We start from the raw sequence: 616 nt of genomic DNA, 5'->3' as shown, positions 1-616 counted from the left end.
CCCGGGGCGTAGGGTGGATGACGCTCTTTTCATCCACCATTGCGATCGCGTAGCGGTGGACGGATAAAGCGTCGTCCACCCTACGGGACCAGTCATGTAGCGTAGCGATACCCGGGAGGGGCATGCCCTGGGTATCGCTTCGCTCAACCACAGGCTACGGCCTAGGAAAGCCACAAGTTGCAAGGGAGAACAGTGAACTGCTCTTACTTGCCGCTTGTGGCTGCTTATTGCACTTCCACCGCCAAGCTGTCGGCGATCTTCTTGTTCCAGATCGCCGGGCCGGTGATGTGCACCGACTCGCCCTTGCTGTCGACCGCAACGGTGACCGGCATGTCCTTCACGTCGAACTCGTAGATCGCTTCCATGCCCGGGGCGTAGGGTGGATGACGCTCTTTTCATCCACCATTGCGATCGCGTAGCGGTGGACGGATAAAGCGTCGTCCACCCTACGGGACCAGTCATGTAGCGTAGCGATACCCGGGAGGGGCATGCCCTGGGTATCGCTTCGCTCAACCACAGGCTACGGTCTAGGAAAGCCACAAGTTGCAAGGGAGAACAGTGAACTGCTCTTACTTGCCGCTTGTGGCTTGCAGCTTGAGGCTGCTTATTGCACTTC

1 pseudogene is annotated in these 616 nt (G+C 58.6%); it reads right to left on the bottom strand.

Going from position 1 to position 616, the window contains the following annotated elements:
- Positions 1–224: 224 nt before the first annotated feature.
- Positions 225–368 (bottom strand): annotated as a pseudogene (locus DNK34_RS25290) (fumarate hydratase C-terminal domain-containing protein); the annotation flags it as partial.
- Between the last annotated feature and the right edge of the window lie 248 nt (positions 369–616).

The sequence above is a fragment of the Phytopseudomonas dryadis genome, from assembly GCF_004327355.1.
Lineage (GTDB): Bacteria > Pseudomonadota > Gammaproteobacteria > Pseudomonadales > Pseudomonadaceae > Aquipseudomonas > Aquipseudomonas dryadis.
This window is presented reverse-complemented; position numbering and strand designations above follow the sequence as displayed.